The sequence below is a fragment of the Arthrobacter sp. BK1 genome, assembly GCF_056680055.1.
On the sequence record NZ_CM155263.1, the window covers coordinates 1,718,267 to 1,744,526 of the forward strand.

Genomic DNA, 26,260 nt, shown 5'->3' on the forward strand with positions numbered 1-26,260 from the left:
TTCCTCCATTGTTGTTGCTGTTGAGTTAGTTCGGGCACGAGCCCTAGGCAAGGACAGCGGCCTGCTCGTTCTGCTGGCGCTGTTCTTCGAGCAGCCGGTGACGGTCGGCACGGCGCTTCTCCTGGCGGTCCGGATCCGGCACCGGGGAAGCGAGCAGCAACCGCTGCGTGTAGGGGTGCTCGGGGTTGCGCGTGACGATCTCTGCCGGCCCCTGCTCCACGATTTCTCCACGGTACATCACGGCTACACGGTGGCTGATGTGGCGGACCACGTCAAGGTCGTGGGAGACAAACAGGTAGGAGACGCCAGTGTCCTTCTGGATCTGCAGGAAGAGATCCAGGACGCGGGCCTGGGTGGACAGGTCCAATGCGCTGACCGGCTCATCACAGACGATGAGCTTGGGAGACAGCGCCAGGGCGCGGGCAATCGCCACGCGCTGGCGCTGGCCGCCGCTGAACTCGCGCGGAAGCCGGTGGATGGCATCCGACGGGAGGCCAACCTGATCCAGGAGTTCCTTCACGCGCTTCTTTGCTGCTGCCTGCTCCATGCCCTGCACGCCCAGGGGTTCGGCCAGAATGTCTCCAATTTCCAGGGCGGGGTTCAGTGACGTGTAGGGATCCTGGAAGACCACTTGCATGTCACGGCTGAGGACGCGCCGCTGCTTGCGGGTGGCGTGGCTGATGTCCTGGCCTTCGAAGGTGATCTTGCCGCCGCTCACCGGCGCGAGACCCAGTACAGACCGGCCCAGGGTGGTCTTACCCGACCCTGATTCGCCCACCAGGCCCAAGGTCTCACCCTGGCCGATGCTGATATTAATGTCGGTCAGGGCGCGGAATTTCCGTGCACGGAATCCTTTGCCGGGGTACTCGACCACCAGGTTTTCCACGCGAAGGAGTTCTTCGCGTGCCGGGGCTGATACCGCGGCGCTTGAGGCTGCAGTTTCCGTCACAGGACATTCTCCTTAGCACTTGATGACGCAGTTGAAGACGAAGCAGCTGAAACCAGCATGGTCATCGGTTCTTTGCCTTCCAGCATCGAAGCCAACAGAGTCTGGGTATAGCGTTCCTTCGGTTCGCGCAGGATCTCCCGCACGGGGCCTTCCTCCACCAGCCGGCCGTTCTGCATGACCACAACACGGTCGCAGAGGTCAGCCACAACGCCGAAGTTGTGGGTCACCAGGATGACGCCGACGCCGAGCCGGCGCTGGAGGTCGCGGATGAGGTCCAGCACATCGGCCTGGACCGTGACGTCCAGTGCCGTGGTGGGCTCATCGGCAATGATGAGGTCCGGTTCGCAGCTGATGGCGCCGGCAATGAGCACACGTTGGGCCATGCCGCCGGATACCTCGTGGGGGTAGGCCTTGAAGGTGCGCTCCGGGCTGACGATGCCGACGTCGGAGAGGAGCTTCATGGCTCTCTTGGTGGCCTCTGCCTTTGAGATTCCCAGGACGCGCATCATGGGCGTAACCAGCTGGTAGCCGATAGTGAAGGCCGGGTCCAGGTTGCTCATGGGTTCCTGCGGGATGTAGGAAATCCGTTTGCCGCGCAGCTTGGAGAGGCGGTGCTGATTGACCTTGTCCTCACCTGGAGCGACCGTGTAGTTGCCATCGAACTGGATGGCGCCGCCCACGATTCGTGCGGTGTCCGGCAGCAGGCCCAGGATGGAGAAGGCCGTCTGGGACTTACCCGACCCGGATTCGCCCACGATGCCGAGGATTTCGCCGCGGTCAACGTGGAAGGAGACGTCATCCACCACTTTCTTGATGGATCCGTCGGCCTGGGGGTAGCCGACGCCGAGGTTGGTCACCTTAACGAGGTGGTGTTCGGTTCCGGCCTCGACGGCCGCAATGGTCTTGCGCGCCGCCTTGGCGGCGCTGGCTGCGGCCGCATCTTCGGCTTGATGAGCTTTCTGCCTGCGGTGCTTGATCTTTTCGCCGTCTTCCAGGGCGTCGCGGATGGCGTTGCCCAACAGGACAAGTGCACCGATGGTCAGCGCCATGGCAAATGCAGGCCAGAAAAGCAGCGTCGGGGTGAGGTAGACGTTTTTGAAGCCTTCGCTGAGCATCACACCCCAGGTGGCCTTGGCCGGATCGCCCAGGCCCAGGAACTCGAGTCCGGACTGGATGGCGATGGCCACGCCGGCGATCGCCGCCGTCTGGATGATGATGGGCGCGCGGACCACGGAGAAGATGTGGCGGGTGATGATGCTGAGGTCTGACAGCCCGGAGACGCGCGCGGCGTCAACGTAGAGCTCGTTGCGGACCGACTGCACCGCTGAGCGCGTCAGGCGGAAGTAGGAAGGGCTGATCAGCACACCGAACGCGATCATGGCAATCCACACTGACGGACCGAAAGCGGCCCGGATGGTCAGCAGGACGATCAGGCCGGGGAGGCTCATGAGGATGCTGACAACCCAGTTGGAGACGGCTTCGAACTTGCCGGCGTAGTAGCCAGCCACGAGGCCGGCGGGCAGGCCGATCGCGATGGCGACGGCGGCGCAAAGGAGCGCGGAGCTGAGCGTCAGCTGCGCCCCGAAGAGCAGCCGGCTCCAGACGTCACGGCCTGAGCTGTCAGTGCCCAGGATGTTAACCGCGTCCGGGGCTGCGAGAGTCTTGGAGATGTTGGCGAAGTTTTCGTCGAACGGGGCCAGGACATCGGCGAAGACGGCCATGCTGGCCATGGCCAGAAGGATGGCGATGGAGATGATGCCCATTGGATTCTTGAACAGCCGTTTGAGGACTGTTGACCGGACGACAGTTCCGGTCTGGCCTGACGTTCCGGGGATGGGTGTCAGGGCTGAGGTTTCGACGGACTCGGTCACGAGGCACGCACCTTCGGGTTAAGCCAGCCGTTGAGCAGGTCAACGATGAGGTTGACCACAATGACGACGGCGACAGTGTACATAACAACGCCCATGACCACCGGCTGGTCACTCTGGCTGGTGGCGGCTACGGCCAGCGGCCCCATGCCGGGAAGGGCAAAGATCTGCTCGATGATGACCACGCCGCCCAGCATGCCGATCAGCTGGAGGCTGAGCACGGTCAGTCCAGCCGGAGCTGCGCTGCGCAGGACGTGCATGAACAGGACCTCGCGCTCACCGATGCCGCGGCTGCGCAGGGTGCGGACGTAATCGCGTTCGAGCTGCTTGATGACTGCGCTGCGAATCTGCTGGGCACCGCCGGTGACGCCGTTGATCAGCAGGGCGATCACCGGAAGGGTCAGGGAAAGCACCCAGGCATCCGCGCCGACACCGGGCGAAATGGTACTGGTGGCGGGGAACAGGCCCATCTGGATAGCAAGGATGGTCACCAGGATGATGCCGATGACAAAGCCGGGGACAGAATCGCCGATGATGGCACCGATCTGGACCACGCGGTCCACCCAGCCGCGCTTTACTGCTGCGGCGACGCCGATGAGGGTGGCGATGATGGAGATCAGGAGCATGGCTGCAATCACCATGGTCATGGTCACCGGAATGCGCGTGGCGAGGGCGTGGGAGACGGGTTCAGAGGTGAACCAGGATGTGCCCAGGTCCCCCTGCAGGGCGCCCGTGAGCCAGCTGAAGTAGCGCGTGATGATGGGCTGGTCCAGCCCCAGCTCGGCTTCCTTCACGGCCAGCTGATCCGGCGTGGCCTGGTCGCCCAGGATGTTCCGCGCAATGCTGCCGCTCGATACGTAGAGCAGGGAAAAAACGAGGATCGAGACGGCGAACAGGACTACGAGTCCGCTGCCGAGGCGTTTAAGGATGAAAGTGATCATTGCTGGCTCCATTGAACTGGCATGGATTGGTTGCCCGGTCCGGCAGCCCATCGTTGGTGATGGGCTGCCGGACCTGCGCAGGGTTATTGTGTGGCTACGTACCCGGTATTACTTGGCCGGCGAGTAGTTGTAGATCGACGGAACGGCCTGCTGGACCTGCGGTTCCACGGTGATCTTGGAGTTGTGGTAATACATCTGGTTCACGCGGAACATCGGGGCGAACCAGGCCTGCTCCACAACGTACTTGTTGACTTCCTGGGCCAGCTTGCCAGCGTCCTTGCCGCCCTTCTCGACTGCATCGATCTTGGCCTGCAGCTCGGGAGTGGTGTTCTTGAACGGGTTGTAGAGGGCCTTCGTGGAGATGATCTGGTTGGTGGCAACCCACGGCTCACCCTGGAAGAGGGAGAAGAACATGGTGGTGAACTTCTGGGCGGCGACATCGCTGGTGAACGTGTTGGTGATGGCGGCACCAATGTTCACGGTGATTCCAACGTCCGCCAGCTGCTGCTTGATCACTGCGAGCTGGGTTTCCCAGCCCGGAACCGACGGGATGTCGAGGACAACGCCGGTCTCGTAGCCGGCTTCCTTCAGGAGGGCCTTGGCCTTGGCCGGATCGTAGCTGTAGTAGTTCTCCAGCTCTTCGGTCCATGCACCGCTGGCCTTGCCGAACGGCTGCGACGTGGGGGTGCCCTGGCCCATCAGGACCTGGTCCAGGATGGTCTTGCGGTCAAAGGCGTAGTTGATCGCCCGGCGGACCTTGACGTTCCCCAGCGCGGGGTTCTTGGTACCGTCGCGGTCCATCAACAGGAGACCCTGCCAGTCCACCTCGGTGGCGACCAGGTTCATCTTGGCGCCTTCAGCCTGCTTGCCGGTCTTGGGGTCCAGCAGCGTGGCGTCCACCTGGCCCGAAACGAGGGCGTTGGTGCGGGCGGTCAGGTCAATCAGGATCTTGAAGGTGACCTTCTCGAACTTCTGGAGGTCCTTGTTCCAGTAGTCCTTGCGGGCGGCGAACACCGACTGCGAGTCCTTCACTGTGGCGGCCTTGTCCATAACATACGGGCCGCTGCCTACGGGCTCGGTCTTGATGGCGTCGGTGCCCAGCGCCTTGGGGCTGCCCATCAGGCCGGCGGCCTGGCTGAGGTAGAACTCCAGGGACGGATCCGGGGCGGTCAGGTTCAGTTCGATGGTGTCGGCGTCAACAACCTTGACGTCTGAGACGGCGGTCAGCTGGGCCATCTGCGGGCCGTTGGCCTTCTTGAAGTGGTCCATGTTGGCCTTGGCGGCCTCAGCGTCGAACTTTGCGCCGTCGCTGAAGGTCACGTCCGTGCGGAGGTCAACGGTGAGCTTGGTGTTGGTCTCGTTGTACTTCCACGCGGTGGCCAGCATGGGGCTGAGCTTGCCGTCCGGTTCCCGCAGGATCAGGGAGTCGTACGCTGCCTGGTAAGGCTGGAGATAGTGACCGACGTGGGCCTGTGCCGGGTCCCAGGAGCGGAGTTCCTGAACTGCACCCAGTGACAGCGTCGCTGTTTTGGCCGTTGCGCCGGCGGGAGCGCCGCCGCCGCAGGCGGTCAGCGCCAGTGCTGAGCTGATGATAAGAGCGGCAGCTGCCGCCTTGGGACCTAACTTCATTGTTGGCTCCTGAATCTGTGGAACGTGAGAGTTGCGATTGGGCCGGTGTGGCGTGGGCCACACCGACCTTCCGAGATTCAGAGTACGCATGATTGCCAACTTTGGCAACCGATTGTCAATATTGTTGCAATCTAAGCGAGAATCGCCGTGAATGAAACGTTCTAAAGGCCTTCAACCGGTTGCCGCGAGGAGGTCAGGAGTCTTTCGCCGCCGCGTCCGGGTAGCTCTGGCGGTAGATTTCCTTGACGATCTTCAGAGATTTCTCTGCTTCTTCCGGATCGATCCAGAACGGGCCTTCGTCACCGAGCCGGGCATAGAAGTCACTGATGAGCAGCTCATGCGAGACCCCCCAGTAGGCGCGCCCGCCGGACTCCACCACACGCTCGGGGACCACGTCCACGCGGCCGTCCGCATAAGTGACCGTCAAGTCCCCACGAAGACTGAGAGTCGCTCTTTCCGTGACAATGTCCAGCGTGACCGGCGCGTTCACGGCGTTGGCCAGCGTTGCGTAGAAGGCGCTGCGCGCACCGTTGGCGTGCTGGGCAACAAACTCCGCCGTATCCTCCACCTCGATGGTTTCGCCCAGGAACCTGGTGGCCGCGTTGCCGGACAACGAAACGACGTCGCCCACCAGCCACTGCAGCAGGTCCACGGTGTGGATGGCCTGGTTCATCATGAGCCCACCACCGCCACCCGCCCAGGTGCCGCGCCAGGGCCGGCTGCGGTAGTAGTCGGCGTCGCGGTGCCACAGCACCGTAGCTGACGCCCCTAGTACCGCGCCCAGTTCGCCGGAGGAAAGCAGTGCGTGCATGGCCTGCGCGGTGGCGTTGTAGCGGTTCTGGAAGCAGACGGCGATCTTGGCAGTGGACGCTTTGGCGGCCCCCACCAGCCGGCGGCCCTCCTCGAGCGTATGCGCCAGCGGCTTTTCCACAATGACATTCACGCCGCGCTCCAGGCAGTCCGCCGCGATGGAGGCATGCATGTTGTGCGGCGTCGTAATGTGCACAACATCCGGCCCCACGGCCTCGATCAGGCTGAGGTGATCCGGGAATCCCGGGACGCCATAGGCGGCCACAGCGGCCGCAAGGCGGCCGGGATCTGAGTCACAGACACCGGCCAGCCGAGCGCCGTCGAGCTTTGCGATGGCCTCAAAGTGCACTGCCGAAACATCACCGCAGCCGATGACTGCGGCCCTGAGGCCGGTCACGAAAGTACGATTCCGTTCTTGGCAGCCAGGCCCGCGAAGGCGCGGGCGGCGGAGCCAAAGGCAGCCGGCCCCGAGAAGCCGCCCAGTTCGTGGTGGCTGGCCAGGTGGGGCTCAAGGGAGGCAAAGCCGGCATAACCGTCCGCCTTCAGGGCGGCAATGGTGGCGTCGAGTTCGCCGTCGCCCTCGCCGGAAGGCACAACTTCACCCGTGGCCATGATGGCGTCCTTAACCTGGAGGTATTCGAGGTACGGGCGCAGCATGGCGTAGCCGTCGGTGTAGGGCCGGACGCCCACCTGGACGAAGTTGGCGTTGTCCCAGGCGATCCGCAGTGCGGGAGAGTCCACGGACTCCATGATGTCCAGGACGCGCTGCGGCGTATCGCCGTAGATGTCCTTTTCGTTCTCGTGCAAAAGTACGACGCCGGCGCTTGCGGCTTCAGCGGCCAGTGCCCGCATGCGCGTGATGACGTCGTCGCGGATTTCCTCCGGCGTCTGGTCTTCGCTCCGGAAGAAGGAGAAGATCCGGATGTACTTGGTGTCCAGGCCCTTGGCCACGGAGATGATCTGGCGGAGGCGCTCCACCTCGTGCTCCACGGGCAGGCTGATGTCCACCTTGCCGATGGGGCTGGCGACGGCGGAGACCTTCAGGCCCTTGGCGTCCAGGAGTTCCTTGAGCTCGGATACCTGCCCAGGCGTCAGTTCGGAGACGTTAACGCCCCAGGCGCTGCGTACTTCGATGTAGCTCGCCCCAAGTGCCAGCAGGACAGCGGCCTGGATGGCGGGGTCGGTATCCACTTCATCGCCGAATCCTGAGAGCGTCCAGACTGTGCTGGCCGCTTCGGTTGTTGCTTCGGTCACGGGAATCTCCTTAGGTATGCCCGCGACGGGACAGCCTTGGTGCCGCTCCGGCGCGCGGGTGATTCAGTTCACAAAAAATGCTGCTCTAAGTCTAGACACGTCAACTGTCAATGACAACCGATTGCCAAATGATTGCAGGCTGTGGCAATCTAGGAGCTATAGGGCTGTGGCAACCGTCACAAGCCTCCTGTCATTCCGTTCAGTGAGGAGCGCCATGGCGATGCAAGCAGCCGGAACAGACCGCCCTGCCACCATCCACGACATCGCCGCGATCTGCGGAGTGGCCGCCTCCACCGTGTCCCGCGCACTTTCCACTCCGGACCGGGTCAACATCCGGACGCGCGCCCGCATCGAAGCGGCGGCCGCCGAGCTGAACTACACACCGAACAGCCAGGCGAAGGCCCTGAGCTCCGGCCGCACCGGCGCCGTCGGCGTCCTGGTCCCTGACATCACCAACCCCTTTTATTTTGACCTCATCCGGGGCACCCAGCTGCAGCTCAAGGCGGCCGGCTACACCCAGCTGCTCGTGGACACGGAAGAGTCCGACGAGGTGGAGGCATCCACCATGGAACAGCTGCGCAAGAGCGCCGACGGAATCATCGTCGCCGCGTCCAGGCTCAGCGATGAGTCGCTGCTGGCCGCCGCCGCCAAGATCCCCATGGTGACCATTAACCGCGACGTAGCCGGCGTTCCCGCCGTCGTCATTGACACGCCGTCCGCCACCAGCCAGGCACTGGACCACCTGATTTCCCTCGGCCACACACGCATCGCCTACATGGCCGGCCCCCTCACGTCCCAGTCCAGCACTCTTCGATGGAATGCGCTGTCGGCTGCCGCGGAGGAGCGCGGCGTGGAGGTGCGCAGGCTGGGCCCGTTCGCCCCTAAGACGCAATCAGGGGCCGCCGCGGCAGATGCGGCCGTGCACTCCGGCGTCACCGCGTGCATTGCCTTCAACGACCTCATCGCCATCGGCATGCTCCAGCGGCTGCGCGAACGCGGCATCCGGGTCCCGGAGGACATCAGCGTGGTGGGCTGCGACGACATCTTCGGCGCGGACTTCTGCAATCCCCCGCTGACCACCATGACATCGCCGATCGAACAGGCCGGCCGGGTGGCCGTGTCCATGCTCCTGGCCCAGCTCAACCCGCTGGCGGGCGGTGGCAGCCGCAGCCGTTCCCTGATGCCTACGCATCTCACGGTCCGCGGTTCAACCGGAGCGGCACCGGCAGCGCTGTAGGTCCGGGGCCCCAAGTGTCCGTTCGCGCTAGGGTGCCCGTCCGTTCGCTCCGGGCTGTGCGTGGATCGCGTGGACACGTGTCTGGTTCGGGTGGACACAGTTGAGCGTTGTTGACACGGCTGACTAGGCTGGATCACATGCGCGAACTCCAGGCCACCATCATCGAAGAAATGGGCGTGCAGCCCCGGATCGACCCCCTCGGGGAGGTGCGCAAGCGGGTGGATTTCCTGAAGGATTACCTCCGGGCAACCCACACCAAGGGCTTTGTCCTGGGAATCTCGGGCGGGCTGGACTCCTCCCTCGCCGGCAGGCTGGCCCAGCTGGCCGTGGAGGAGCTGGAGGCCGGAGGCGTGGAGGCCAACTTCGTGGCGGTCCGCCTCCCGTACGGCGTCCAGCACGACGAGGACGACGCCCAGGCCGCCCTGGACTTCATCAAGGCCAAGACGGAATGGACCTTCAACATCTCGGCCGCCGTGGATGGCTTCGAGGACGAATTCGAGAAGACTGTGGGGAACGGCATCTCCGATTTCCACAAGGGAAACACCAAGGCACGCACCCGGATGATCGCGCAGTACGCGCTGGCCGGCGAGCACAACTACCTGGTGATCGGCACCGACCACGGCGCAGAGTCCGTCACCGGGTTCTTCACGAAATTCGGCGACGGCGGCGCGGACATCCTGCCGCTGTTCGGCCTCAACAAACGCCAGAACCGCGAGCTGCTGGCCGAACTGGGCGCCCCTGCGCGCGTCTGGGAAAAAGTACCCACCGCGGACCTCCTGGACGGCAGGCCCGGACGCACCGACGAGGACGAACTGGGAATCACGTACGACCAGATCGATGATTATCTCGAAGGCCGGGAGATCCCCGAAGCGGCGGCCGAGCTGATCGAAGAGAAGTACCTCCGCACACGCCACAAGCGCACCGTGCCGGTCACCATCTTCGATACGTGGTGGAAATAGGCTGAGCCGAGATACTCCGGGTCGGGCTGTCCGCCGAACCGGGGCACTTTGAACCCTGTCTGGACCGATCCCGCTCGGAATTACGGCGCGTCCGTGTCAATGTGCCCCACAACGGGGTCAGCCACACGACGCCGAGCAGTGCCGAGCAGTTCAGGCGGAGCCCGGCGAACGGGTCAGCAGCGACGTGATCCGGTGGGCTTCCTCCATCAGCAGTTTGCCGAGGAACTCCTGCCGTTCCGGCCGGAACCGTGGTTCGATGCCGGTAAGTGAAAGCGCGCCCACGGGCCTGCCCAGCTGGTCGAACACGGCAGCCCCCATTCCCCAGCTGCCCTCAAGCACCAGGCCGGGATTCACTGCAAAGCCATGTAGCCTGGTCCGTTCCAGATTCCGGCGGACCACGTCCATGCTGTGGCCTGCCGCGAAGCTGCCGGCGTGCCGGTTCCAGCCGGACAGGATGGCCTCCTGTTCCTCGTCCGGGAGGAACGCCATGATGGCGGTCCCGGCCGAGGCCACTCCCTGTGGAAAGCGGACTCCCTCGTGCAGCACGAAGGAGCGTACCGGGAAGCTGCCCTCTTCCCGCAGCACGCAGACCGTCTCCTGACCCCTGCGGATGGAATAGAACGCGCTCTCGCCGGTCTCCTCCGCCAGGCGGCGCAGGCTTGGCCGGGCCAGGTCTTCAAACGGGAAGCGGGCCGCTGCCACTGATCCCAGCAGGAAAATCTCGGGGCCCAGGATCCAGTTTCCGTTGCGGGCATCGTGGTCCAGGAGGCCTTCCGCGGCAAGGGAGGCCAGGAGCCGGTGGACGGTGGGGCGGGTCAGCCCGGACTCCCGGACCAGCCCGGCAATCGAGCTGCCCTCCGGCTTCCGGCCGACCAGCCGCAGCAGTGACGCCACGCGGCCCACTACCTGCGCCCCTTGGACTGGATTTGTCATTCAGCTCACCAACTTTCAATAAATCCTCCACAATGTGGACACCTCGAAGCCTAGTGTCCACGCTGTGAAATATCTGCCTTGCTGGCATGATTGCGTCATTGACCAGCTTCAGCGACCGCCCTAGGCTCCTTCCCTAGGCCCAATGTCCACAAAGTGGATAACCCGAATGGCTCTGCACGCTCGATGACGAGGAGACGGAATGTCCAAACTGAAACCCAACGCCGCCGCGGCCCTGGCGGAAACGCTCCAGGACGGCATGACGCTCGCCGTCGGCGGTTTCGGCCTGAGCGGCATCCCGGCGGACCTCATCGAGGCCGTGCGTGATTCCGGTGTGCGCGACCTGACCGTTGTGTCCAACAACATGGGCGTGGACGGGAAAGGCCTGGGCGTGCTGATCGAAGCCGGCCAGGTCCGCAAGGTCATCGCATCGTATGTAGGCGAGAACAAACTCTTCGCCGAGCAGTACCTCGCGGGCCTGCTTGAGGTGGAGTTCACCCCGCAGGGCACCCTGGCCGAGCGCCTCCGTGCCGGCGGCGCCGGCATCCCCGCCTTCTACACCAAGACCGGCGTGGGAACGCTGGTGGCCGAAGGCAAACCGCTCGCAGAGTTCGACGGCGAAACGTACGTCCAGGAGCGCGCCATCCGCGCCGACGTCGCACTGGTCCACGCGCACACCGCGGACACGGACGGCAACCTGATCTACCGCTACACGGCCCGGAACTTCAACCCCGTGGTGGCCACCGCCGGCTTGGTGACCATCGCCGAAGCCGAAGTCATCGTGGAGCCCGGCGCACTGGATCCCGACCACATCGTCACCCCGGGCGTATACGTCCAGCACCTGGTTCAGGCGCGCGGCCGGGTCAAGGACATTGAACAGCGCACCGTCCGGCCGAGGATCGAACTCGCCTCCGCAGCAGTCCCCGCCTCAACACCTGTGTCCGCCTGACCCGCCGGCCTCCACACACAGCGCGAACGAACACTTAAGCCTCCGCAAAACTTTGAACCCCAAGGAGAACCCCATGGCCTGGACCAGGGATGAAATGGCTGCCATCGCGGCCGAGGAACTGAACGACGGCGACTACGTGAACCTGGGCATCGGCATCCCCACGCTGGTGGCCAACAACCTGCCCGACGGCGTCCGCGTGGTCCTGCAGAGCGAAAACGGCTTGCTCGGCATGGGCCCGTTCCCCTATGAGGGCGACGAAGACGCGGACCTCATCAACGCCGGCAAGCAGACCGTCACGGTCCTGCCCGGCGGCAGCATCTTCGACTCCGCCACATCGTTCGGCATGATCCGCGGCGGCCACGTCAAGGTGGCCATCCTGGGCGCCATGCAGGTCTCCGGCAACGGCGACCTCGCTAACTGGACGATTCCCGGCAAGATGGTCAAGGGCATGGGCGGTGCCATGGACCTCGTGGCCGGCACGCCGCGCGTGGTGGTTCTGACCGAGCACAACGCCAAGGACGGCACGGCCAAGATCGTCACCGTGTGCACCCTGCCGCTCACCGGCCTGCGTTGCGTGGACCGGATCATCAGCGACCTCGCCGTTTTTGACATCGTGAAGACCGAACAAGAATCGGACGACGGCGGCGGGCGGCAGCTCACGCTGACCCGCCTTGCGCCGGGGGTCACCGTGGAGGAAATCCGCGATAAGACCGAAGCCGCATTCGACGTCCAGCTTGAAACCGCGGGAGTGGCAGCATGAGCCTCAAAGAACAGTTCGGCAAGAATGTTCTGCTCACCGGCTGGGGCCACAGCCGGTTCGGCAAGCTCACGGACGAGACCCTCGAGTCGCTGATTGTGCAGGTGGCCGCCGAGGCCATCGGCAACGCCGGGATCGAGCCGGGCCAGATCGATGAGATCTACCTGGGCCAGTTCAACTCCGGCATGATGCCGCTGGCCTTCCCGTCCTCGCTGGCATTGCAGGTCTCGGACCAGCTGGCCAACGTCCCGGCCACCCGCGTGGAGAACGCCTGCGCCTCCGGTTCAGCAGCTTTCCAACAGGGGACCAAGTCCCTCCTGGCAGGTACTGCGAAGACCGTGCTGGTGATCGGCGCCGAAAAGATGACCGATGCCGGTGCCGACGTCGTGGGTGCGGCCCTGCTCGGCGCTGACTACGACATGGCCGGCCAGACCTCCACCACGGGATTCACGGGCCTGTTTGCCGACGTCGCCAAGCACTACGACAAACGCTATGGCAGCGGTTCGGGACAACCGGGTTCAGGGAAGCTGGGTGACGTCCTGGGCACCATCGCCGCGAAAAACCACCGCAACGGCGTGGACAACCCGTACGCCCAGCTCCGCAAGGACCTCGGCGAGGAGTTCTGCCGCACCGTCTCGGACAAAAACCCCATGGTGGCGGACCCGCTGCGCCGCACCGACTGCTCCCCCGTGTCCGACGGTGCCGCCGCCGTCGTGCTTTCCACCGCACCAACCGGTGGGGCCACCGCCCCGGTGCGGCTCGCCGGGTTCGGCCACGCGAACGACTTCTTCCCGGCCGAACGCCGGGACCCCACCGCCTTCGCCGCCACCCGCGTATCCTGGCAGCGCGCACTGGCGATGGCCGGCGTCGGGCTCGAGGACCTGGACTTCGCCGAAGTGCACGACTGCTTCACCATCGCCGAACTGCTCATGTACGAGGCCATGGGCCTGACCGAACCCGGGCAGGGCGCCCGGGCGCTCGAGGAAGGCTGGGTCTTCAAGGACGGCAAGCTGCCCGTCAACGTCTCCGGCGGCCTCAAAGCCAAGGGCCACCCCGTCGGCGCCACCGGAGTCTCGCAGCATGTGATCGCCGCAATGCAGCTGACCGGTACCGCCGGGGGCATGCAACTGGGCCGCGCCCGCAGGGCTGCTGTGCAGAACATGGGCGGCGTGGGAATCGCCAACTACGTCAGCGTCCTCGAAGCCCTCTAAAAGCAACGCGGGGTCACATCCAGCCCGATCCGGGCGGTTTATTGGGCCGGATCTGACCCCGCGTTGCTTCAGATGAGCGGAGTACGATGAGGGCATGATTTCTGCGGCTTGCCACCGCCTTGAATGCGTCGCGTCCCTGAAGCAGTCCCGCCTTCATACGGCCGTGGCGGTGCCGTGAAGACCCCGCCGGCCACCTCTGTCCTCGCCCGCAAGGTACGGCGCTCCCTGCGCCGGGTGCCTGTGTGGGTTTGGCGCCTGCTGATGCACAGCGTGAGTTCCAGCGAGCAGGCCCGGTTCAACAAAGACCCCATCACGGGCCTGGAATATACCTTCGACGTTGACTTTGTCGGCGCAGGCCACCGTTACCAGCTCTTGGACGTCATCGCCCCGCCGGCCGGCGGTGACGGCGCCACCTTGGCCCTTCCGGTGTATGTCTACTTCCACGGCGGGGGGTGGACCTCCGGCGACAAAGCCGCCCTCACCAAATACTGCGCGAGCCAGGCCGAGGCCGGCATGGTGGTGGCGAACGTCAATTACCGGGTGGCGCCCGAGTTCCACATGGCCCATGTTTTGGACGATGCGAATGCGGCGTTGAACTGGGTGCAGCGCAATATCGGCCGGTTCGGCGGGGACCCCCACCGCCTGGTGCTCGGGGGCGACTCCGCCGGCGGCCAGATTGCTGCGCTGCTCACAGCTGCGACGATCCATTCGGAACTGGCAAGCCACTACAAACTCCACCCCGCCGTCGCGGTTCAAGACATCAAGGGGCTGGTACAGCACTGCAGCGTGGTGGACTTTTCCGTCTTCTTCGAGAAAGGCTTTGTCCTCAGCCTGAACTTTGTCCGGATGCTCCTCCCCGGCCGCGGCATAAAGCGGCCCAAACCGGGACGGCACGAGCACCTGCGCCGGGCCGCCAGGTTCCTCTCGCCGATCGAGTGGCTGGATTCCCGCCATCCGCCGGTCCTTGTCACCACCTCTGAACGCGACTACTTCTACACTGCCAACCTGAACTTCATCAACCGCCTGCGCGAGCACTCTGTGCCGGTTGACGCCCTCGTCTACGACTGGGCGTCCACCAACACCGAACACACCTGGCAGCAGAACTACCGCTATCCCGAGTCGCAGGAGGTCTACCGCAGGCTCCACGCCTTCGTGGATCGGGTGGCCGGGTAACGCACTCCTGCAGACTTCCGGGGGCTATCTTTGATCCATGGCGTCCTACGAGCCGAAGAAACCCCCAGCGCCTTCAGCCGGGCCCCTGGATGAGGTCACCCGCGAAGATGCGGAGGTCCGGGACTGGGACTGGTCGGTCCTGCCCGAAGGTTCGGTAAGTTCCAGCTTTGCAGCTCCCAGCGGCAGCCTCGCGATGGCAACCATGGGAAGGCCCGGGAACACCCGTGTGGTGCTGGTGCCCGGAGTCACCGGTTCCAAGGAGGACTTCGCCATCATGATGCCTGACCTCGCTGAGGCAGGCTTCCAGGCGCTCAGCTACGATCTGGCAGGGCAATACGAATCAGCTGGTGCAGGGCCAGAGAACCTTGTCCCGCCGCGTAAGCACTACGACTATGAGCTCTTCGTTGACGATTTCCTGGCGGTCCTCGAGTCCGGCGAAGGCCCGGCCCACGTGGTCGGGTACTCCTTCGCCGGCATCGTCGCGCAGATTGCGTGCACCCGGCGGCCGGAGCTCATCCGCAGCCTGACCCTCCTGAGTTGCCCGCCGGAACCCGGGCAGGGCTTCCGGGGCGTCAGCAAGTTCGGCAAGGTCACCGGCTGGGTAAATGGCCGGGTAGGCGCAGCCCTGATGATCTGGGGCATCCGCCGGAACTTCAACAGAATCACTCCGCACCGGCTGACGTTTGTCCGGCACCGTTTCCGGTTCACGCGCCGCCAGTCTGTGCGCGATATCTATGAACTGATGAAGCGGGCGCCGGACCTGCGGCAGGAGCTGGCCGCCGCCACCTTGCCGAAGTTCGTGGCCGTGGGTGAACACGATCTCTGGCCGCTTGAACTGCATCAGCGTTTCGCCCGGTCCATCGGCGCCCGCATCGCTGTGTACCGCGGGGGCCACAGCCCCTGCGAAACGTCACCGCACGAGTTTGCGCGCGATCTCCTTGCCCTCTACGCCGGGCCCGGGTAGGCACTCAGGGCCGGCGGCCGTGTTCCCGTGCCCACCGCCGGCGTTCGGCGAGGCGCCGCAACGGCGGCTCGGCAGCGAATTCCACCCGGAATGTCTCCACCGTCATCGCCATCCTGCTCCGCATTGCCTCGAGATTTGCGAACGGCCTCGCCGAGACGCCCACCTGGAGCAAGGGATCGTAGGTGACGGTCATGTCGGGACGCAGATGGTAGGAGATATCAAAGTCGTCATGAACCCGGGAATTGTCGCGGATGACGGTACCGCTGAGCCTCGCCCAGACATCGGACCGCAGGGCAAAGTTTGAGCCGAAGAGTGGAGTGTGGCCCATCATCAGACCGACGGCCCAGAAAAAACCACCCAGGTAGGCATGGCGGCCCAGCCAACACATGAGCCTGTTTGCCCCATAGAAATATGCCGGCCCGGACACTGCCGACAAGGGGCCGGTGCGGTCAAGGGTGGCTTCAATACGCTCCAGCCAATCCGTTGGCGGCCGTGAATCCGTGTCCAGCCGGGCGATGATGCCGGACTCCGCTGCGTCGAAACCTGCCGCCGTGGAGGCGGCAATTCCGGGCAGGCTGACCGGGATCCTGCGCACGCCCGCTGCGTCACAGACGGCAGCGGTATGGTCGGTACTGGCGTTGTCTATCACGATGATTTCGTCAGCCGGACGGGTCTGCTCTTGCAGCATGGAAAGACATGACGCCAGCATGTCAGCATCGTTTCTGGTCGGTATCACCACAGAGACAGATCCCATATTGGCCAGACTATAGCGCCATATTGGGACAAATACCCTTGCAAGCGGGCCGTCAGCCCCGTACGTTTGGGACAGCGGATGAAGTTCGCAGCACCGGGGGCCTTTGTGCCGGCGGAGCAACTCAGAGTCACACGAAGGAATGCAGCATGGCAACAGGCACAGTTAAATGGTTCAACGCCGAAAAGGGTTTTGGTTTCATTGCCCCTGACGACGGGTCAGCCGACGTTTTCGCACACTACTCGGCTATCGCCAGCAGCGGCTACCGCTCGCTGGATGAGAACCAGAAGGTCGAATTCGATGTGACCCAGGGTCCCAAGGGCCCGCAGGCAGAGAACATCCGTCCGCTCTAATAGCTCGAGGTAACGCACCGGCCTGGCCGGAGTACTACCGGACAAAACAAGGGTCCCGCTGAAGCATCAGTTTCAGCGGGACTTTTGCGTCTACACAAAGGCCGACTTCCCCGTCACCGCCCGGCCCACGATCAATGAGTTGATCTCGTAGCTGCCCTCGTAGGTGTACAGGATTTCGGCGTCGCCAAACAGCTTGCCCATTTCGTAGTCTGTGCTGATCCCATTCCCGCCCAGGAGCGACCTGCCCATCGCCACGGATGCGCGGGCCAGGCGGGTGCACGTGGCCTTGGCCATGGCCGCCTGCACCATATCCAGTTTTCCGTCCTCCTGGATCCTGGCCAGCTGGGCCATCAGCGCCAGCGAGGCTGAGGCGTTCCCCAGTATTTCGGCAAGTTGCTGCTGGATCAGCTGAAACCGGGCGAGTTCCCTGCCGAACTGCCTGCGTACCAGCGAATAGGAGCGGGCGACGTCGAACGCGGCCAGTTGGATGCCGGCGGCCTGCCAGCCCACCCAGGCACGTGAATCACGCAGCAGCGCGTTTGCCTTGGAAAAATCCGTGGCGCCGGGGAGGAGATTGGACTCCGGAATCCTGACGTCCGCCAGGACAATGTCCGCGTTCTGCATGATGCGGAGGCCGATTTTGTTGGCGATCGTCGTGGCCGAGTACCCCGGACGGTCGGTCTCGACGATGAAACCTTTGATCTGCCCATCGGCGGAGTCGCGGGCCCACACCAGGGCAAAGTCGGCAATGGTCCCGGCTCCGATCCAGCGCTTGGCGCCGTTGATGACCCATTCGCCGTTCTCCAGCCGCGCAGAAGTCGCCAGGCCGCCGGCGATATCCGAGCCGTGGTCCGGTTCCGTCAGGGCGAAGGCACCCAACTGGCTGAAGTCCGCGAGGCCGGGAAGCCAGCGGCGCTTCTGCTCGGCAGAACCGAGCTCGTTGATCATGCCGACAATCAGTTCGTTGTGGATACCCACCAGGGCGGAGAGCGAAACGTCCGCGCGGGCAACCTCTGTGTACATCAATCCCTTGAACAGCTTGGAGCTGCCGTCCGTCTGCAGGCCGCCCAGGCCATGCCGGCCCATCTCCTTGAGCAGGCCGTAGGGAAACTCCTCCCGGTTCCAGTACTCGATGGATGCCTCCCGCACGGACGACTGCAGGAACGCGCGGATGTCCAGATACCGCTCCCGTTCGGACGCGGGCAGAAGGTCGACGACGTACATCAGGTCGGCGTCCGGGAAGGGGACCGTTCGCGGTTCTTCGCTCCCACGTCCTTGTGGCTGCACGGGCATTCATCCCTTCACTCTTCCAAAACCGTTGGATGTCCTAGTATATTGCACAGGATCAGAAAGAAAGTGGGATGCATCACGTGGCGAAAGGCGGACGAGGATGACCACACCACTCCCCCGTGATCCCATCGCGGATGCCCGGCGCAATTGGGAGGACCACGGGTGGGCGGACGTGGCCGCGCCCATGGCCGCCATTACGGCCATCATGCGGACCCAGCAGATCCTGCTCTCCCGGGTGGAAGCCATCCTCAAACCACTGGGCCTGACGTTCGCGCGCTACGAATTGCTGGCACTGCTCAGCTTTGCCCGCAGCGGGGCGCTGCCCATGAACAAGGCGAGCGCCCTGCTCCAGGTCCATCCGACGTCGGTGACCAACGCCGTGGACCGGCTCGAAAAGGCGGGGCTGGTCTCGCGCGCGCCGCACCCCACTGACGGCCGCACCACGCTTATCGAAATCACTGCGGAAGGCCGGACGCTCGCCAAAAGCGCCACGGCGGCACTGAATGCCGAAGTCTTCAGCCAGTCAGGGTTCAGCCCGGAGGACGTGGACCACCTGATCAGCATCCTGGGCAGGTTCCGCCGGGATGCCGGCGATTTCTCCGATCAGGGCCTGTGACAGGCCAGGTCAGCGCCTGCCCGCCTTGCTGCGGCGGACACTCCTGACGACGAGCCAGAGTACCGAAAGGCCCAGCGCCAAATAGACGGCGTAGTTGAGGAAGCGGGAATACTCCTCAATCACCTGGTACTGGGTACCCAGCGCATAACCGAGGCCTATCAGAGCGCCATTCCACAGCCCGCTTCCCCCGAGGGTGTAGAGGCTGAAGGTGCCAAGGTGCATGCTGGACGCGCCGGCCGGCAACGAAATCAGGCTGCGCACACCGGGGAGCAGCCGGCCGAAGAAGATCGATGACCGTCCATGACGGCGAAACCAGCCGGCGGCGTGATCAAAGTCCTCCCGGTCCACCAGGGGAAGCCTGGACAGGCCCCGGATGGACCGCTCCAAACCGAGCCTGGCACCGAGCCAATACAGCAGGAGCGCCCCCAGATAGGCGCCAAGCGTGCTGGTGATGAAAATCAGGACCAGGTTCAGCGACCCCTGCTTCGCCAGGTACCCGGCCAACGGCAGGATCACTTCGCTGGGGATGGGCGGCAGGACGGTCTCGGCGAGGGTGAACAGCCCCACACCCCAATCGCCAAGGGTTTCAATGCCCCGCGCGGCAATGCCCACCAGGCCTGTCAGGTTCTCGGTTGAGCCGGACGCGGCCTCGGACGTACCCCACATATACATTTCCCCATTCCCCGAATTATCCAGCCGTCCCGTGGCAGTCTGCGCCCCTACGAGTCTATGAGGACCCGGGCCTGGACCTCACATGCATGCGTTCGCCCTGGGTGCCGAAAAGGCTGAGGAACTCCACAGCGCCGGTATCTGCGCGGCCGAACCAGTGCGGGACGCGGGTATCGAATTCAACGGCTTCACCGGGCGCGATCACCAGGTCCTTGCTCCCCAGGACCATCCGGAGCCGGCCGTTGAGCACGTACAGCCATTCGTACCCCTCGTGAACCTGCGGGTTCGGCTCGTCAGGCTGGCCGGCCGGCAGGATGTGCTTGTACGCCTGGATTCCGCCCGGCCGCCTGGTTAGCGGAATGATCGTCATCCCGTGGCGGACCATCGGGCGCAGGTGCAGGCGGGGGTCTCCGGTTTCCGGTGCTCCCACGAGTTCATCCAGTGGGACCCTATGGGCTTTGGCCAGGGGCAGCAGCAACTCGAGGTTGGGGCGGCGCTGGCCGGATTCCAACCTGGACAGGGTGCTCACCGAAATTCCGGTGGCCTCGGCGAGGGCAGCCAGGGTGGTGTTGCTGCCCAGGCGCAATGCCTTCAGGCGTGGTCCCACGGCGGCGAGCACATCGTCCATCTGCTGATCCATCTCCCAAGTTTGCCATTCCGGCAATATTCTTTGCCACTTATTGCGCCTTCAGTCCACCATGGATGCATGAGCAGAGACAACAACAGAAAATATGACGTCCTGATGATCGGCGGCGGGGCCGCAGGCCTGAGCGCCGCCCAGATGTTGGGGCGGTCGCGCCGTTCCGTACTGGTGGTGGACAGTGGCGAACCCCGGAATGCCCCCGCGCAGGGGGTTCACGGATTCCTGTCCCGCGATGGTGTCAGCCCGGCCGAACTCCTGGAGATCGGCCGGTCCGAAGCCGGGCGTTACGGGGTCCGGACCATCCAGGGCGCAGCGGTTACCGCCGCAGGCACCATTGCCGAGGGCTTTACCGTGACCCTGGCGGACGGGCGCGTCCTGAAGGGCAGCCGCGTCCTGATCACCACCGGGCTGGTGGACGATCTCCCCGCCATTCCCGGGCTCCGCGAGCGCTGGGGCAAGGACGTGCTGCACTGCCCCTTCTGCCACGGCTGGGAAGTCCAGGACCAGGCCATCGGCATCCTCGGAAAGGGCCCCTGGTCCGTGCACCAGGCCCTGCTGTTCCGCCAGTGGAGCGCCAACATCACGTTGTTCCTGAACAATCTGGTGCAGCCCTCCGACGAAGAACTGGAGCAGTTGGCCGCCCGCGGCGTCAGGGTGGTGGCCGGCGCGGTGGAATCGCTGCGCGTGGAGGATGACCGGCTGCGCGGGATTGCCCTGGCCGGCGGTCCGGAGGTGGCTGTGGACGCCGTGGTAGTGGGACCTCAGGTCCGGGCGCGGCTGGATGCATTTGCCGGCCTGGGCCTGACGCCCGAGCCGCACCCGATGGGCATCGGCGACTTCCTGGCCACGGACGCCGACGGCGCCACAGCCGTCCCGGGCGTGTGGGCGGCGGGCAACGTGACGGACATGCGCGCGCAGGTCCTGGCCTCGGCAGCGGCTGGCTCGTGGGCCGCCGTCGTCATTAACAACAGCCTGATGGCCGATGAAATGGCGGCAGACCTCGCCGCCTACCGCGAATCCCTGTCGGTTGGTCCGGGGGTCAGCGGTGGTTGAACTCCGGCTGGCGCTTCTCCGTGAAGGCGGCCATGCCTTCCTTCTGGTCTTCGGTGGCGAAGAGTGAATGGAAGAGCCGCCGCTCAAAGACAACGCCCTGGGCCAGGCCTACCTCGAAGGCGGTGTTGACGGCTTCCTTCGCCAGCATGGCCACCGGCTTGGACTTGGAGGCGATGACTTCGGCGGCTTTCAGTGCCTCGTCCACGACGTCCGCCGCGGGCACCACACGCGAGACCAGCCCGGCGCGTTCGGCCTCATCAGCGCCGATGAAACGCCCGGTGAGGATCATGTCCATGGCCTTCGCTTTGCCCACGGCACGGGTCAGGCGCTGCGAGCCGCCCATGCCGGGGAGTACGCCAAGGTTGATCTCCGGCTGGCCGAACTTGGCGTTCTCGCCGGCGATGACGAGATCGCACATCATGGCCAGTTCGCAGCCGCCGCCCAGCGCGAAGCCGGACACCGCAGCGATGGTGGGGATGCGGAGCCGGGTGAAGTCCTCCCAGCCCCGGAACCAGTCGGCGGCGTACATGTCCATGTAGCCTTGCGCGGCCATCTCCTTGATGTCGGCCCCGGCGGCAAAGGCCTTGGCTGAACCGGTGATCACCACCGCTCCCACTGCCGGGTCTGTGTCCATGGCGGACACTGCGGCCACGAGTTGGCCCATGGTGGCGTGGTCCAGGGCGTTGAGCGCCTCCGGCCGGTTGAGCGTGACCAGGCCTACCCGGCCGCGCTGTTCCACCAGGATGTTCGTGTACTCCGTCATGCCTGACTCCCGTCATTTTGCGACTTCGCGCGGATTTCCGTGATGATTCCGGAGAAGTCACGGTCTGCGCCGCCTTCAGCCGCAAACGTATCGTAGATCTCGGACGCGAGCGGCCCCACCCGGGCTGCCACCCCGGTGCTTTGGAGGGCATTCAGCGCGAGCCGCAGGTCCTTGGCCATCAGCGCGCCGGCAAAGCCCGGCTGGTAGTCGCGGTTGGCAGGGCTGGTGGGGACCGGTCCGGGAACTGGGCAGTTGGTGGTCAGCGCCCAGCATTGGCCCGAGGCCGCGGAGGCGACGTCGTACAGCGCCTGGTGTGTCAGGCCCAGCTTCTCGCCGAGCACAAACGCCTCGCTCACCGCGATCATGGAGACGCCGAGGATGAGGTTATTGCAGATTTTCGCCGCCTGGCCACCGCCGTGCCCGCCGCAGTGCACCACCCGCTTGCCCATGACCTCGAGCATGGGCAGCACCGCTTCGAAATCCTCCGGCCCGCCGCCCACCATAAAGGTGAGGGTGCCGGCTTCAGCGCCCACCACACCGCCCGAAACGGGCGCGTCCACGGAGCGGTGGCCTGCCTGGATGGCCAGTGCGGCGGCTTCCCTGGCTTCGTCCACGTTAATGGTGGAACAGTCCAGAAACATGGTTCCGGGAGCAGCTGTCTCCAACAGCCCCGGTTTCCCGTCCCCGCCGCGGTAGGCGTCCAGCACGTGCCGGCCGCTGGGGAACATGGTGAGCACTACCGCCGCACCTGCCACAGCGTCGGCGGCGCTCCCGCTGATGGGCACGCCGTGGGCACGTGCGGACTCGAAAGCCGCGGGAACAACGTCGTAGCCCGCCACCGGATAGCCGGCCCTGACCAGGTTCACCGCCATCGGCCCGCCCATATGGCCCAGGCCCAGGAAGGCGACAGTTGGCTTCCCGGATACGACAGAAGGGTTTTCAGACATGGTCCGACTCCTTTGGCTGGAGGGTGAGCTCCCGGTCTCCGAGCGGTTCAAAGAACCGGTCAACATCGGCCGGCCGCACCTCGTGGAGGGAGGCCGGTTTCCAGAGCGGCGTGCGGTCCTTGTCCACCACCTGCGCACGGATTCCTTCGCGGAAATCCGGCGCGGCCAGGAACCGCAGCCCCACCCGGTATTCCTGCGCCAGAGCCTCGTCCAGGGTCAGGCTCCTGGCCTTCCGCAAGGACTCCAGCGCCACCTTCACTGCGGTGGGCGATTTGGCCTCGATGGTGTCCGCTGCCTCGTGGGCCGATTCCATCCCTGCCCCGTCAAAGGCCCGCAGCCTCCGGACAATGTCCTCCGCGTCGTCGCTGGCATAGGCTTCATCGATCCATGCTCGCTGCCCCGCCAGTGGCGCGGGCGGAGCAGTGCGGGCAAAACGTACGACGGCGGCTTCCGCACTTTCGCTTTCGAGAGCCGCTGCCAGCTCCGGGAGTCCGTCCGCCGGGACGTGGTGGTCCGCCAAGCCCAGGAACAGTGCATCCGCTCCGGTGAGGTGTGCCCCGGTCAGCGCGGCATGGGTGCCCGACTCCCCTGGTGACCTGGCCAGCAAATAGGTTCCGCCGACGTCGGGCACGAAACCTATGGTGGTTTCCGGCATCCCCGTCCGGGTCCGTTCGGTGACCACCCGGTACGAACCGTGCGCCGAAATTCCGACGCCGCCGCCAAGCACCAGCCCGTCCATCAGGGCCACATAGGGCTTGGGGTAGCGGGCGATCAGGGAGTTCAGGCGGTACTCGGTCGCCCAGAATCCGGCTGTTTGGGTCCCCCCGGTGAGCAGGTCCCGGTAGATCGCCACAATGTCGCCGCCGGCGCAGAGGCCCCGCTCTCCGGCGCCGTGCACCAGCACCGTGGCCACGCCGTCGTCGTCCGCCCAGGCAATGAGCTGCTCCAGCATGGCCGTCACCATCCCGGCCGTCAGCGCGTTAACCGCCTTGGGCCGGTTGAGTGTGACGATGCCGAGGTGGCCGCGGCGGGCGAAGAGGATCTCCGGTTCGAGTGCTTTTTCCGGTGGCAGTCCGGTCATCAGCTTCCTTCCGGCATCACGAAGCTGGAGCCCTGGCGGATCCCGGAGGGCCAGCGCGTGGTGACCGTTTTGGTCTTGGTGTAGAAGCGGAACGCATCAGCACCGTGCTGGTTCAGGTCGCCAAAGCCGGACGCCTTCCAGCCGCCGAAGGTGTAGTACGCGATCGGCACAGGGATGGGGACGTTGATTCCCACCATGCCCACTTCCACCCGGCTCGCGAAGTCGCGGGCAGCATCGCCGTCGCGCGTGTAAATGGCCACACCGTTGCCGAATTCGTGCTCGCTGCACAGGCGGAGGGCCTCATCGTAATCGGCAGCGCGGAGGATGCTCAGGACGGGGCCGAAGATTTCCTCCTGGTAGATCTTCATGTCCTTGGTGACGTGGTCGAAGAGCGTGGGCCCCACCCAGAACCCGTCGTCGTACCCTTCCACGGTGAGTCCGCGTCCGTCGGCCAGCAGGGTGGCGCCCTGGTCAACGCCGGACTGGATGTAGCCCTCAATCCGTTCCTTGGCACTGGGTGCCACCACTGGCCCGAAGTCGGAATCCTTGGCCAGGCTGTGGCCCACCTTGAGCCCCTTGATGCGGTCCTGGAGTTTGCCGGCCAGCCGGTTGGCGGTGTCCTCTCCCACGGGGACGGCCACGGAAATGGCCATGCAGCGTTCACCGGCGGAACCGTAACCGGCTCCGATCAAGGCATCGGCGGCCATGTCCAGATCGGCGTCAGGCATGATCACCATGTGGTTCTTGGCCCCGCCGAAGCATTGGGCGCGCTTGCCGTGCGCTGCCGCTGTGGCATAGATGTACTGGGCGATCGGCGTCGAGCCCACAAAGCCGATGGCCTTGACGCGCGGGTCCTCAAGCAGCGCATCGACCGCTTCCTTGTCCCCGTTGACCACGTTGAACACGCCGTCCGGGACACCTGCCTCGGAGTACAGCTCGGCCAGCCGCAAGGGAACCGACGGATCCCGTTCAGAAGGCTTCAGGATGAAGGCGTTGCCTGCCGCCAGGGCCGGACCCGACTTCCAGAGCGGGATCATCGCCGGGAAGTTGAAGGGCGTAATGCCCGCAACCACGCCGAGCGGCTGCCGGAGGGAATGGATATCGATGCCGGGGCCGGCATCGGTGGAAAACTCGCCTTTGAGCAGGTGCGGGGCGCCGGCTGCGAACTCCACCACTTCGATTCCGCGCTGGATATCGCCCTTGGCATCCGCGAACGTCTTGCCATGCTCAGACGACAGCAACGTGGCCAATTCGTCCATGTTCTGGTTGACCAGGTCGACGAATTTCAGCAGGATCCGGCCGCGGCGCTGCGGGTTCATGGCGCCCCATTCCAGCTGGGCCTTCTCCGCGGCGGCCACCGCGTTCTGGACTTCCTCCCTGCCGGCCAGCGGCACCCGGGCCTGGACCTGGCCCGTGCAGGGGTCAAAAACATCGCTGTAACGGCCTGAGTTCCCCTCGACTCTCTGGCCGCCGACGTAGTGGGACAGTTCGCGCACCATGGCTGAATGCTCCTTCGCATGTGATCCAGATCATCTGTGCAAGCGAATATACTCGGACTTCCTACTAAATTCCAGACGTCCGGTCCGGGCCGGTGGCTGCCGTCGGCTTTGCCAGGCGCCCAAGTTCGGTAAGTTAGGGACTGTGAAGATTGCTACCTGGAACGTGAACTCCCTCCGTGCCCGCGCCGACCGCGTGGAGGCCTGGCTGCAGCGCAGCGACTGCGACGTCCTGGCCATCCAGGAGACCAAGTGCAAGGACGAGAACTTTCCCTGGGAACTGTTCGAGCGGATGGGCTACGAAGTGGCGCATTTCGGCGTGGACCAGTGGAACGGCGTGGCCATCGCTTCCCGGGTGGGGCTGGAAGACGTGGAGCGGACCTTCCTGGACCAGCCCACGTTCGGCAAAGCCGGCAAGGACCCCGTCCAGGAGGCGCGCGCCATAGCAGCCACGTGCGCCGGCGTCCGGATCTGGAGCCTCTACGTACCCAACGGCCGCTCCCTCGACGACGAACACATGCCGTACAAGATCAAATGGCTCGGCTCCCTCAAGGATCACGCCCAGAGCCTCCTCGCCACTGATCCATCGGCCCAGGTGGCCCTGATGGGCGACTGGAACATTGCCCCGCTGGATGAGGACGTCTGGGACATCAACCTGTTCCTGACCCAGGGCCACACCCACGTCAGCCCGCCGGAACGCGCAGCATTCCACGCCTTTGAAGAGGCCGGTTTCACCGACGTGGCGCGCCAGTACACCCCCGGGCCCGGTGTCTACACGTACTGGGACTACACCCAGCTCCGCTTCCCGAAGAAGGAAGGGATGCGGATCGACTTCGTCCTCGGCTCACCCGCCCTGGCCGCCCGCGTCACCGGCGCCTCGATAGACCGCGAGGAACGAAAAGGCAAAGGCGCCTCTGACCATGCCCCCGTGCTGGTGGACCTGGCCGACTGATGGTCGCGGCGTGGG

General features: G+C 64.9%; 26 protein-coding genes. 11 read left to right on the top strand and 15 right to left on the bottom strand.

What is annotated here, in order from left to right:
* Window positions 1–43: 43 nt before the first annotated feature.
* From AC1MCA_RS07595 to AC1MCA_RS07620, 6 genes are all read right to left on the bottom strand, one after another.
* On the bottom strand, window positions 44–949 hold the full coding sequence (locus tag AC1MCA_RS07595) for an ATP-binding cassette domain-containing protein (RefSeq protein ID WP_252566822.1): 906 nt from the start codon (window positions 947–949) through the stop codon (window positions 44–46).
* On the bottom strand, window positions 946–2,820 hold the full coding sequence (locus AC1MCA_RS07600; protein WP_252566820.1) for a dipeptide/oligopeptide/nickel ABC transporter permease/ATP-binding protein: 1,875 nt from the start codon (window positions 2,818–2,820) through the stop codon (window positions 946–948). Before AC1MCA_RS07600 ends, AC1MCA_RS07595 begins: the two co-directional genes overlap by 4 nt.
* Window positions 2,817–3,758, bottom strand: coding sequence for an ABC transporter permease (locus tag AC1MCA_RS07605; protein WP_479802374.1), 942 nt, complete (start codon window positions 3,756–3,758; stop codon window positions 2,817–2,819). The genes AC1MCA_RS07600 and AC1MCA_RS07605 overlap by 4 nt, the downstream gene beginning before the upstream one ends.
* A gap of 108 nt (window positions 3,759–3,866) precedes the next feature.
* Window positions 3,867–5,387 carry an ABC transporter substrate-binding protein gene (locus AC1MCA_RS07610; RefSeq protein ID WP_479802376.1) on the bottom strand — a complete coding sequence of 507 codons (1,521 nt, stop codon included), beginning with the start codon at window positions 5,385–5,387 and terminating at the stop codon, window positions 3,867–3,869.
* Between the two features lie 193 nt (window positions 5,388–5,580).
* A complete protein-coding gene (locus AC1MCA_RS07615) occupies window positions 5,581–6,594 on the bottom strand; it encodes a Gfo/Idh/MocA family protein (RefSeq protein WP_479802378.1) in 1,014 nt (337 codons plus the stop codon).
* On the bottom strand, window positions 6,591–7,451 hold the full coding sequence (locus AC1MCA_RS07620; protein ID WP_479802383.1) for a sugar phosphate isomerase/epimerase family protein: 861 nt from the start codon (window positions 7,449–7,451) through the stop codon (window positions 6,591–6,593). Before AC1MCA_RS07620 ends, AC1MCA_RS07615 begins: the two co-directional genes overlap by 4 nt.
* 220 nt (window positions 7,452–7,671) lie before the next feature.
* Between AC1MCA_RS07620 and AC1MCA_RS07625 the strand changes: the two genes are divergently transcribed.
* Window positions 7,672–8,688 carry a LacI family DNA-binding transcriptional regulator gene (locus AC1MCA_RS07625; protein WP_479803326.1) on the top strand — a complete coding sequence of 339 codons (1,017 nt, stop codon included), beginning with the start codon at window positions 7,672–7,674 and terminating at the stop codon, window positions 8,686–8,688.
* 137 nt (window positions 8,689–8,825) lie between these two features.
* On the top strand, window positions 8,826–9,647 hold the full coding sequence (gene nadE / locus AC1MCA_RS07630; RefSeq protein ID WP_479802388.1) for an ammonia-dependent NAD(+) synthetase: 822 nt from the start codon (window positions 8,826–8,828) through the stop codon (window positions 9,645–9,647).
* Window positions 9,648–9,797: 150 nt separating this feature from the next.
* Here nadE and AC1MCA_RS07635 read toward each other — a convergent pair whose 3' ends face one another.
* Window positions 9,798–10,580 (bottom strand): IclR family transcriptional regulator, encoded by a 783-nt coding sequence (locus AC1MCA_RS07635; RefSeq protein ID WP_479802391.1) that lies wholly within the window; start codon window positions 10,578–10,580, stop codon window positions 9,798–9,800.
* Between the two features lie 199 nt (window positions 10,581–10,779).
* Here AC1MCA_RS07635 and AC1MCA_RS07640 point away from each other — a divergent pair, with 199 nt between their 5' ends.
* The 5 genes from AC1MCA_RS07640 to AC1MCA_RS07660 all read left to right on the top strand — a co-directional run bounded on the left by AC1MCA_RS07640 (window position 10,780) and on the right by AC1MCA_RS07660 (window position 15,631).
* Entirely contained in the window at window positions 10,780–11,526 is a 747-nt protein-coding gene (locus AC1MCA_RS07640; protein WP_479802396.1) for a CoA transferase subunit A, read from the top strand.
* A gap of 73 nt (window positions 11,527–11,599) precedes the next feature.
* The gene (locus AC1MCA_RS07645; RefSeq protein WP_479802399.1) at window positions 11,600–12,286 is read left to right on the top strand and encodes a CoA transferase subunit B; all 687 of its coding nucleotides are present in this window, start codon (window positions 11,600–11,602) and stop codon (window positions 12,284–12,286) included.
* Window positions 12,283–13,494, top strand: a complete 1,212-nt coding sequence (locus AC1MCA_RS07650; protein WP_479802402.1) for an acetyl-CoA acetyltransferase — start codon at window positions 12,283–12,285, stop codon at window positions 13,492–13,494. Before AC1MCA_RS07645 ends, AC1MCA_RS07650 begins: the two co-directional genes overlap by 4 nt.
* 174 nt (window positions 13,495–13,668) lie before the next feature.
* The gene (locus tag AC1MCA_RS07655; protein ID WP_479802406.1) at window positions 13,669–14,667 is read left to right on the top strand and encodes an alpha/beta hydrolase; all 999 of its coding nucleotides are present in this window, start codon (window positions 13,669–13,671) and stop codon (window positions 14,665–14,667) included.
* A 37-nt stretch (window positions 14,668–14,704) separates the two neighbouring features.
* Window positions 14,705–15,631, top strand: coding sequence for an alpha/beta fold hydrolase (locus AC1MCA_RS07660; RefSeq protein WP_479802408.1), 927 nt, complete (start codon window positions 14,705–14,707; stop codon window positions 15,629–15,631).
* Between the two features lie 4 nt (window positions 15,632–15,635).
* Here the strand turns inward: AC1MCA_RS07660 and AC1MCA_RS07665 are convergent, their stop codons facing one another.
* Entirely contained in the window at window positions 15,636–16,385 is a 750-nt protein-coding gene (locus tag AC1MCA_RS07665; RefSeq protein WP_479802411.1) for a glycosyltransferase family 2 protein, read from the bottom strand.
* 146 nt (window positions 16,386–16,531) lie between these two features.
* On the opposite strand from AC1MCA_RS07665, the gene AC1MCA_RS07670 reads away from it, so the two are divergent.
* On the top strand, window positions 16,532–16,735 hold the full coding sequence (locus tag AC1MCA_RS07670; protein ID WP_013599688.1) for a cold-shock protein: 204 nt from the start codon (window positions 16,532–16,534) through the stop codon (window positions 16,733–16,735).
* Between the two features lie 90 nt (window positions 16,736–16,825).
* Here AC1MCA_RS07670 and AC1MCA_RS07675 read toward each other — a convergent pair whose 3' ends face one another.
* Window positions 16,826–18,028 (bottom strand): acyl-CoA dehydrogenase family protein, encoded by a 1,203-nt coding sequence (locus tag AC1MCA_RS07675; RefSeq protein WP_479802413.1) that lies wholly within the window; start codon window positions 18,026–18,028, stop codon window positions 16,826–16,828.
* A 97-nt stretch (window positions 18,029–18,125) separates the two neighbouring features.
* On the opposite strand from AC1MCA_RS07675, the gene AC1MCA_RS07680 reads away from it, so the two are divergent.
* On the top strand, window positions 18,126–18,641 hold the full coding sequence (locus AC1MCA_RS07680) for a MarR family winged helix-turn-helix transcriptional regulator (RefSeq protein WP_479802415.1): 516 nt from the start codon (window positions 18,126–18,128) through the stop codon (window positions 18,639–18,641).
* Window positions 18,642–18,650: 9 nt separating this feature from the next.
* On the opposite strand, the gene AC1MCA_RS07685 is transcribed toward AC1MCA_RS07680, so the two are convergent.
* Both AC1MCA_RS07685 and AC1MCA_RS07690 read right to left on the bottom strand, forming a co-directional pair.
* The gene (locus AC1MCA_RS07685; protein ID WP_479802417.1) at window positions 18,651–19,307 is read right to left on the bottom strand and encodes a DedA family protein; all 657 of its coding nucleotides are present in this window, start codon (window positions 19,305–19,307) and stop codon (window positions 18,651–18,653) included.
* Between the two features lie 61 nt (window positions 19,308–19,368).
* Entirely contained in the window at window positions 19,369–19,950 is a 582-nt protein-coding gene (locus AC1MCA_RS07690; RefSeq protein WP_479802418.1) for a helix-turn-helix domain-containing protein, read from the bottom strand.
* A gap of 66 nt (window positions 19,951–20,016) precedes the next feature.
* On the opposite strand from AC1MCA_RS07690, the gene AC1MCA_RS07695 reads away from it, so the two are divergent.
* Window positions 20,017–21,006, top strand: coding sequence for an NAD(P)/FAD-dependent oxidoreductase (locus AC1MCA_RS07695; protein WP_479802420.1), 990 nt, complete (start codon window positions 20,017–20,019; stop codon window positions 21,004–21,006).
* Here the strand turns inward: AC1MCA_RS07695 and AC1MCA_RS07700 are convergent.
* The 4 genes from AC1MCA_RS07700 to AC1MCA_RS07715 are packed head-to-tail and all read right to left on the bottom strand — an operon-like array spanning window position 20,993 to window position 25,296.
* Entirely contained in the window at window positions 20,993–21,769 is a 777-nt protein-coding gene (locus AC1MCA_RS07700; protein ID WP_479802422.1) for an enoyl-CoA hydratase, read from the bottom strand. The genes AC1MCA_RS07695 and AC1MCA_RS07700 overlap by 14 nt on opposite strands.
* Window positions 21,766–22,716, bottom strand: coding sequence for a 3-hydroxyisobutyrate dehydrogenase (gene mmsB / locus AC1MCA_RS07705; RefSeq protein ID WP_479802424.1), 951 nt, complete (start codon window positions 22,714–22,716; stop codon window positions 21,766–21,768). Before mmsB ends, AC1MCA_RS07700 begins: the two co-directional genes overlap by 4 nt.
* Entirely contained in the window at window positions 22,709–23,797 is a 1,089-nt protein-coding gene (locus AC1MCA_RS07710; RefSeq protein ID WP_479802426.1) for an enoyl-CoA hydratase/isomerase family protein, read from the bottom strand. Before AC1MCA_RS07710 ends, mmsB begins: the two co-directional genes overlap by 8 nt.
* A complete protein-coding gene (locus AC1MCA_RS07715) occupies window positions 23,797–25,296 on the bottom strand; it encodes a CoA-acylating methylmalonate-semialdehyde dehydrogenase (RefSeq protein ID WP_479802428.1) in 1,500 nt (499 codons plus the stop codon). Before AC1MCA_RS07715 ends, AC1MCA_RS07710 begins: the two co-directional genes overlap by 1 nt.
* A gap of 142 nt (window positions 25,297–25,438) precedes the next feature.
* Between AC1MCA_RS07715 and AC1MCA_RS07720 the strand changes: the two genes are divergently transcribed.
* Entirely contained in the window at window positions 25,439–26,245 is an 807-nt protein-coding gene (locus AC1MCA_RS07720; RefSeq protein ID WP_479802430.1) for an exodeoxyribonuclease III, read from the top strand.
* Window positions 26,246–26,260 lie beyond the last annotated feature (15 nt).